General features: G+C 75.5%; 6 protein-coding genes and 1 pseudogene. 2 read left to right on the top strand and 5 right to left on the bottom strand.

Going from position 1 to position 7615, the window contains the following annotated elements; genetic code table 11:
- Positions 1-146: 146 nt before the first annotated feature.
- Positions 147-734, bottom strand: a complete 588-nt coding sequence (locus LG943_RS27415) for an HhH-GPD-type base excision DNA repair protein (protein WP_270075283.1) — start codon at positions 732-734, stop codon at positions 147-149.
- 104 nt (positions 735-838) lie between these two features.
- Entirely contained in the window at positions 839-1678 is an 840-nt protein-coding gene (locus LG943_RS27410; protein ID WP_270075282.1) for a TetR/AcrR family transcriptional regulator, read from the bottom strand.
- A gap of 209 nt (positions 1679-1887) precedes the next feature.
- On the opposite strand from LG943_RS27410, the gene LG943_RS27405 reads away from it, so the two are divergent.
- Positions 1888-2877 carry an alpha/beta fold hydrolase gene (locus LG943_RS27405; RefSeq protein WP_270075281.1) on the top strand — a complete coding sequence of 330 codons (990 nt, stop codon included), beginning with the start codon at positions 1888-1890 and terminating at the stop codon, positions 2875-2877.
- Between the two features lie 66 nt (positions 2878-2943).
- On the opposite strand, the gene LG943_RS27400 is transcribed toward LG943_RS27405, so the two are convergent.
- Positions 2944-3681 carry a TetR/AcrR family transcriptional regulator gene (locus tag LG943_RS27400; protein ID WP_270075280.1) on the bottom strand — a complete coding sequence of 246 codons (738 nt, stop codon included), beginning with the start codon at positions 3679-3681 and terminating at the stop codon, positions 2944-2946.
- A gap of 76 nt (positions 3682-3757) precedes the next feature.
- Here LG943_RS27400 and LG943_RS27395 point away from each other — a divergent pair, with 76 nt between their 5' ends.
- Positions 3758-5308 (top strand): MFS transporter, encoded by a 1551-nt coding sequence (locus LG943_RS27395; RefSeq protein WP_270075279.1) that lies wholly within the window; start codon positions 3758-3760, stop codon positions 5306-5308.
- 131 nt (positions 5309-5439) lie between these two features.
- Here LG943_RS27395 and LG943_RS27390 read toward each other — a convergent pair whose 3' ends face one another.
- Both LG943_RS27390 and LG943_RS27385 read right to left on the bottom strand, forming a co-directional pair.
- Positions 5440-6987, bottom strand: coding sequence for an aldehyde dehydrogenase family protein (locus LG943_RS27390; protein WP_270075278.1), 1548 nt, complete (start codon positions 6985-6987; stop codon positions 5440-5442).
- A gap of 199 nt (positions 6988-7186) precedes the next feature.
- Positions 7187-7615 (bottom strand): annotated as a pseudogene (locus LG943_RS27385) (succinate--CoA ligase subunit alpha); the annotation flags it as partial.

Raw genomic sequence — 7615 nt, 5'->3', positions numbered from 1 at the left:
CGGGCCGGGCACCCCGTGTCCCCCGGCCGCGCGCGCCGCGCGCCCCGGTTGGCCGGACCGGCCCCTCAGGGCGCGCGGCGCCCGCGTGCGCACTCGTGCGCGCCGGCGGACCTCGGCCCGACCGGCGGGTGCCCGCCGGTGCGGGGTCAGGACTTCCCGGCCTTCTTGGCGGCCTTCTGGCTCTTCTTGAACGCGCGCACCTCGGCGAGGGTCTGCTCGTCGACCACGTCGGCGATGGAGCGGCGCGCGCCCTCCTCGCCGTAGGGGCCGGCGGCCTCGCGCCAGCCCGCCGCCGCCAGGCCGAACTGCTTGCCCAGCAGCGCCAGGAAGATGCGCGCCTTCTGGTCGCCGTAGCCGGGCAGCGCCTTGAGGCGGCGCAGGACCTCGGGGCCGTCGGGGTCGCCGCGGGTCCACAGCGCCCGGGCGTCGCCGCCGTAGTTCTCGACCAGGTACCCGCACAACGCCTGGATGCGGCCGGCCATCGACCCGGGGAACCGGTGGACGGCGGGCGGCTGCGCGCACAGGGCGGTGAACTCCTCGGGGTCGGCCGAGGCGATCGCGGCGGCGTCGAGGCGGTCGACGCCCATGCGGTCGGCGATCTTCTTGGGGCCGGCGAAGGCGACCTCCATGGCCACTTGCTGATCAAGCAACATGCCCAGGAGCAGCGCCAGGGGGTCCGCCGCCAGCAGCGCGTCGGCCTCGGGTTCTTGGACCAGGTGCAACGAGGACGTCATGGCGCCATTGTCCCAGGCACGGCCCCGGGCGGGGCGCAGCCGCCGCGCGGGCGCGCCGCGTGCGGGCGCCGCCGGGCGGGCGCGGGCGGTCCGGGATGCGGGTGTCAGGGGCCGGCGCGGGAGTCGGGCGGGACGGCGGCGGCGATGCCGTCCAGCAGGATGCCCAGGCCGGTGTCGAAGGTGCGGCGGGCCTCGGCCTCGAGGTAGGAGGCGCCCTCAGGCGGGGCGGCGCCCGCCTCCCGCGCCTCGGGCGAGGGCTCGGCGCCCTGCTCGGCGGTGGACACCCGCAGCAGGGCGGGGAAGCGCTCGGCGAAGTCGGGCGCCGCCTCGCCGATGACCGCCATGCGGGCCAGCCACCACTCCCGCTCGTCGGTGCCGGTGGCCGCCGTCGCGGCGCGGGCGTCGGCGATGGCCCGCGCGGCGCCCCGGACGAAGTGCAGCAGCGTGCCCACGACCCGGCGCAGCACGGGGGCGGGCAGTCCGCAGGACTCCAGCAGCCGCACCAGGGCCTCCATGGCGGCGTGCTCGTTGGGGCCCAGCACCGGGCGCGCCGGGGAGACCTCCAGGCTCCAGGGGTGGCGGACGTGGAAGTCGCGGGTGTCGACCGCCCAGGCGCGCAGCGCGGGCCGCCAGCCCGGCCCGGTGTCGTAGCCGGCGGGGAGTTCGGCCAGCGCGCGGTCATACATCAGGTCCAGCAGTTCGGCCTTGCCCGGGACGTAGGTGTAGAGCGCCATGGCCGAGCGGCCGAGGCGCTCGCCCACCGCCCGCATGGACAGCGCTGCCAGCCCCTCGGCGTCGGCGACCGCGATGGCGGTGTCGACGATCAGGTCGAGGCTCAGGCCGGGCCGGGGGCCGGGCGCGCCGCGCCGGCGCTCCGGGCCGCCGGTGCGCCACAGCAGTTCGACCGACCGCCGGGGGTCGCCCTGGCCCGCGAACACGGTCATGGCACCGCCTCCTCGGCCCGTGGTTCCCTTACACCCTAAAGTGTCCGCGCCCGCGCGGACCCCGTAAAGCTACCAGCCCCGCTCCGCGCGCCCGGACCGGTTCCCGGCTGCGGCCGCCGCGTCCCCGGAGGTGCGGAGGAGCGCCGCCGGCGCTAACTCATTACGCCATAAGGTATTGTCGGCGACGCTTCACTTTACGCCCTACGGAGATGAAGGGACGGCACGCCATGCCGCAGGCGCGCACGCACGACGGAAGCACGATCGACTTCGAGGTCCAGGGCGAGGGGCCGACGCTGCTCCTGCCGCTGGACCCGGCCCCGGTCGAGGGGGCGCGGGCGGAGGAACTGCGGGCGTGGGGCACCGACCCCGCCCTGGGGCACTCGCTCATGACCGGCCTGGCCGACCTCGTCCGGGTCGTGGCCTTCCCCTACGAGAACCACGTGCAGGCCCACCCCAAGCCCGACACGCTCACCGCCGACAACGTGGCCGCCGACATGCTCGCCGTGGCCGACGCGGCGGGCGCCGAGCGCTTCGCCTACTACGGCTACTCGTGGCTGGCGCTGACCGGGCTGCAACTGGCGCTGCGCACCGACCGGCTCTCCGCGCTGGCCATGGGCGGGTTCCCCCCGCTGGGCGGCCCCTACGCCGAGATGCTGCGCGTCACCGAGGTCACCCACGAGCGGGCGAAGGCGCAGGAGGACGGGCAGGACCACGGGAACGGCCGGGACGGCCAAACCGGCCAGGGGGCGGCGGCCTGGGGCGGCGGGGAGGACGCGCCCGAGCCGGTCCAAGGGGCCGCCCCCGAGGCCGCCGAGGCTGCGGAGGCCATGGAGGCCGCTTCCCTGGCCGACTACGACTGGTCGGCGGCGGAGCTCACCCTGAGCGGGCCCCAGACCCGCCAGTTCGTCACCCTCTACCGCTCGCTGGCCGGCTTCGACGACCGCGCGGCGCAGGCGCGGCTGGCCGTGCCCCGGCTGTGCTTCGCCGGGTCGGCCGACGTGATCGACTACGACGCGAACTGGGGCGGGGTGCGCGTGGACATCGCCGGCCCGCTGCACCGGCGGCGCGCCGAACTGGAGGAGCTGGGCTGGCGGGTGCGACTGCTCGACGGCCTCAACCACATGACGGCGATGCAGCCCACCGCCGTGCTGCCGGTCCTGCGCCCGTGGCTGGCCGAGGTGCTGGGTTCCGGCGCCTGAGCCGGGGGACCGGCCGCGCGGCGCCGGCGCGGCCACCGGCAGCGCCCCCTCCCCCGCCCCGGGCGGCTACCGGTCCGGGGCCGCGCCGCCGCCCTCGGCCGGGTCCGCCGCCGTGCCCAAGGGCGGGGCGGCGGACCCGAAGTCGGCGACGATGCGGCGCAGGGCGAGGGTGAGGTCGCGGGCGGTGGGCGCCCGGTCGGGGTCGATGCCCTGCTGCACCATCACCCCGGTGAGCAGGGCGAGGTAGAACCCGCCCAGGGCGCGGGACTCGTCGGGGTCGAGGGGCGGGGCGCCGGGCGCGTGGAACCAGGGCGCCAGGGCCGTGCGGCCCTCCTCGTAGCCCTCGGCCATGCGCTCCCGCACGGCCGGGGAGTGCCGGGCCTGGGCCAGCGCCTCGACACCGTCGCGCCAGTCGTTGAGCGAGGTGAAGTAGGAGACGATCACCTGCTCCCACACCCCCTCGAACCGCGCGAAGGGGTCGGCTGCGGCTGTGTCCGCCGCCCGCCGCCCCTCCCCCGCGCCCTTCGCGCCGCCCCCGCCTTCCGCGCCGTCCGGGGCGGAGCCGGTGGAGTCCGCGGACTCGGCGCCCTCGGCCAGCAGGCCGGCCTCCAGGGCATCGGCCCAGTCGCCCACCATCTCGATCAGCGCCGCGCTGAGCAGTTCGTCCTTGGACCCGAAGTGGTAGCCGATGGAGGCGAGGTTGGTGCCCGACTCCGCCACCAGGTCGCGCGCCGTGACGCGGGCGTAGCCGCGTTCGCGCAGGCAGCGCTTTGCCGCCGCCAGCAGGTCCTCACGGTGTCCCATGCCGGCCAAGCGTACCACTCTTCTACACATTCGTCTTAGATATACGTACGTCTAATACATGTGTATATTCGGCGGCATGACCGCAACCGCGACTCCTTCACCGCCGAGGGCCGGCCGCCGGGAGTGGACCGGCCTGGCCGTCCTCGTCCTTCCCGCGCTGCTGGCCTCGATGGACCTGTCCATCCTGTTCATGGCGCTGCCCCGGATCACCGCCGAACTCCACCCCAGCGCCACCCAGCAGTTGTGGATCAGCGACGTCTACGGCTTCCTGCTGGCCGGACTGCTGATCCCCATGGGCGCCCTGGGCGACCGCGTCGGCCGGCGGCGGCTGCTGCTCGTGGGCGGCGCGCTGTTCGGCGCCGCCTCGGCGGTGGCCGCCTACGTGCCCACCGCCGAGGCGCTGATCGCGGCCCGCGCGCTGCTGGGCGCGGGCGGCGCCGTCCTGGCCCCCTCCACCCTCGCCCTGATCCGCACCATGTTCCGCGACGAGCGCCAGCGCGGCGCGGCCGTGGGCGTGTGGACCGCCGCCTTCACCGGCGGCATCGCCCTCGGCCCGATCCTGGGCGGCGTCCTGCTGGAGTACTTCTGGTGGGGCTCGGTCTTCCTGATCAACGTCCCCGTGATGGTGCTGCTGCTCGTGCTGGGCCCGCTGCTGCTGCCCGAGTCCGCCGACCCCCGCGCCTCCCGGCGGTTCGACCTGCTCAGCGCCGCGCTGTCGATGGCGGCGGTGCTGCCGGTCGTCTACGGCGTCAAGGAGCTGGCCGCCCACGGCGCGGCCGTGCTCCCCGTGGCGGCGATCGCGGCGGGCCTGGCCCTGGGCGCGGTCTTCGTGCGGCGCCAGTTCACCCTGCCCGACCCGCTGATCGACGTCGGCCTGTTCCGGCGCGGCGCGTTCAGCGCCTCGGTGGGGGTGAGCGCGCTGCTCACCTTCTCCCTCGTCGGGTTCGGCCTCCAGTCCGCGCAGTACCTCCAGCTCGTCCAGGGCATCAGCCCGCTGCCCGCCGCGCTGTGGCAACTGCCCACCGCCGCCGGCACGGTCGTCGGCATCGCCCTGGCCACCCAGGCCGTCCGCCGCGTGCCGCCCGGGACGATCGTGGGCACCGGCCTGCTGGTGGCGGCCGGCGGGTTCGCGCTGCTCAGCCTGGTGCGGGTGGACAGCTCCCTGCTTTTGGTGCTGGGCTCCTACACGGTGCTGACGCTGGGCGTGGGCATGGCGATGGCGCTGGCCAACGCCATGGTGATCGGCAGCGCGCCGCCCGAGCGCGCCGGCGCCGCCGCCGCGGTGTCGGAGACCGGCGCCGAACTGGGCGGCGCGCTGGGCATCGCGGTGCTGGGCAGCGTCGCCACCGCCGCCTACCGCTCCGGGGTGGCCGGCGACATCCCGCCCGGCCTGCCCCCCGAGGCGGCCGACGCGGCCGGCGAGACCCTGGGCGGTGCGGTGGCCGTGGCCGAGGGCCTGCCCGGGGCCGCCGGCGACACCCTGCTGGAGGGCGCGCGCCAGGCGTTCACCGCCGGACTGGACTCACTGGCCGTGACCGGGGCGGCGGTCCTGGCCGTCGCCGCCGTCGCGGCGTTCGTCGCGCTGCGCGGGGTGACGCCTGTGGACGACCCCGACGGCCCGCGCTGAGGAACCCTTGGACGACCGGCCTGCGGCGGGACTCCTTGAGGGGAGGCGCCGCGGTGCCGGCGATCCGCCGGAGGACGGACCGGTGGAGCCCGCGCCCGCCCGCCGCGTACGCGGCGGGCGGGCGTGTCCGCTTACACGTGGCCCTCGGGGCGCAGGGTGTAGTCGGGGAAGTTGCCGGGCAGGCGCTCGCCCGCCGGCCCCCGGGTGACGGCCTGCACCAGCAGCCGCCCGCCGACGAACGCGCCGCGCCAGGAGTCGCCCCAGCCGCCGAACAGCTCCTCGCGGTCGCCGCGCGAGCGCGGCTTGTTGACGCCGACCTTGAACGCCCGCACGCCCGCCGCGATCCGCGCGGCGACGTCGGGGTCGTCGGTGGAGACCGACGACACCAGCGCGCCGTTGCTCGCGTTCATCGCCGCCAGCAGCTCGGCCTCGGTGTCCACCAGCACGATGGAGTCCACCGGTCCGAACGGCTCGGCGTGGAACAGCGGCGAGGAGCGCGGCGGCTCCAGCAGCGCCACCGGCGCCACGTAGGCGTCGGTGTTCTGGCCGGGCAGCAGCCGGGCCTGGTCCAGCGAGCCCCGGTAGAGCGGCACGGCGCCGCCGCCGACCGCGTCGGCCACCTGGGCGGTGAGGTCCTTGGCCTTGGCGGCGTTGATCAGCGGGCCGAAGTCCAGCTCGGGCAGGTCGTCGCCGGCGTCGGCCACGGCCAGGGGGTGGCCGAACCGCACCGCCGAGACCGCCGGCAGGTAGGCGCCGAGGAACCGGTCGAACAGCTCGCGCTGCACGATGAAGCGGGGGTAGGCGGTGCAGCGCTGCTTGGCGTAGTCGAAGGTCTTGCGGACCTGGCCGGTGAAGGTCGCCCAGTCGGAGTACTCCCACACGCCCCAGCAGTTCAGCCCCTCCTGCTCCAGGATGTGCCGCTTGCCGAGGTCGGCCAGCGCGGTGGCGACCTGGCCGCCGGTGTCGCGGCCGCCGACGAAGGAGACGCAGCCGATCTCGGGCGCGCGCACCAGCACCGGCGACAGCTCCCGCCCGCCGCCGCTGAGCAGGGTGAAGGGCAGTCCCTCGCGGGCGGCCAGCGCCACGGCCAGCGTGAGGCAGACCAGGCCGCCGTCGGTGGGGGTCTTGGCGATCGCGGCGTTGCCCGCCAGCGCCTGCACGCACATGGCGTGGGCGAGCACGCTCATCGGGTAGTTCCAACTGGCGATGTTGCTGACGGGGCCGTCCAGCGGCGCGCGGCCGTCGAGCATCTCCTCGATCTCCGCGAGGTACCACTCCACGCCGGAGATGGCGCGGTCCACGTCCTGGCGGGCCAGCCGCCAGGGCTTGCCGATCTCCCACACCAGTGCCAGGGCCAGCAGGTCGCGGTGCTCGCCCCACGCGTCGAGCGCGGCGCGCACCCGGGCGCGGCGCTCTTCGAGCGGCTGGACGCGCCAGGCGTTGTGCTGGTCGACGGCGGCGCGCACGGCGGCCTCGGCGGTGGCGGCGTCGATCATCGGCGGGCCGGCGATCTCGGTGCCGTCGACGGGCGAGACGGCCAGGCGCGGCTCGCCGTCGGCCCGCCAGCGCCCGCCCCAGTGATTGTTGACGCGGTCGGCGCCGAACGCCTCGGGGGCGATCTCGCGGCAGCGTTGGTAAAGGGTCGTCCATTCGGTCCCGGGTTTGAGCATGAGCGTCATTCAGGGTCCCCTGGTGTGTGTCTGACCTGCTCGTGGTTTCGGGAGGGCCGGCGGCCCCGGCGGGGCCGCCGGCCTTTCGCACAAAGGTCCCGCGGATGACGCGTGCGGACCAGACTCGCGGGCGGGTTCTTCCGCCACACTTCTCGTCCTGTCGCTTTCGGCGACTTTTCCCGCCCTCGTCCCGTTGCCGGGGCGGCGGCTACTGCCACAGGCCGCGGACGATCCCGGCCGTCTCGGTGGGGGTCTTGCCGACCTTGACGCCGGCGGCCTCCAACGCCTCCTTCTTGGCCGCGGCCGTGCCCGCCGAACCCGACACGATCGCACCCGCGTGGCCCATCGTCTTGCCCTCCGGGGCGGTGAACCCCGCCACATAGCCCACGACCGGCTTGGACACGTTGGCCTTGATGAACTCCGCGGCCCGCTCCTCGGCGTCCCCGCCGATCTCGCCGATCATCACGATCGCGTCGGTACCGGCATCGGCCTCGAACGCCGCCAAAGCGTCGATGTGGGTCGTGCCGATCACCGGGTCCCCCCCGATGCCCACCGCCGTGGAGAACCCGATGTCACGCAGCTCATACATCATCTGATACGTCAGCGTGCCCGACTTGGACACCAACCCGATCCGCCC

This window comes from Streptomonospora mangrovi (genome assembly GCF_027604915.1).
Classification (GTDB): Bacteria; Actinomycetota; Actinomycetes; order Streptosporangiales; family Streptosporangiaceae; genus Streptomonospora; species Streptomonospora mangrovi.
This window is presented reverse-complemented; position numbering and strand designations above follow the sequence as displayed.

Excerpts from the sequence above, each read along its gene's own strand:
- LG943_RS27415 (WP_270075283.1), bottom strand. The coding sequence starts at position 734 with ATGACGTCCTCGTTGCACCTGGTCCAAGAACCCGAGGCCGACGCGCTG.
- LG943_RS27410 (WP_270075282.1), bottom strand. The coding sequence starts at position 1,678 with ATGACCGTGTTCGCGGGCCAGGGCGACCCCCGGCGGTCGGTCGAACTG.
- LG943_RS27405 (WP_270075281.1), top strand. The coding sequence starts at position 1,888 with ATGAAGGGACGGCACGCCATGCCGCAGGCGCGCACGCACGACGGAAGC.
- LG943_RS27400 (WP_270075280.1), bottom strand. The coding sequence starts at position 3,681 with ATGGGACACCGTGAGGACCTGCTGGCGGCGGCAAAGCGCTGCCTGCGC.
- LG943_RS27395 (WP_270075279.1), top strand. The coding sequence starts at position 3,758 with ATGACCGCAACCGCGACTCCTTCACCGCCGAGGGCCGGCCGCCGGGAG.
- LG943_RS27390 (WP_270075278.1), bottom strand. The coding sequence starts at position 6,987 with ATGACGCTCATGCTCAAACCCGGGACCGAATGGACGACCCTTTACCAA.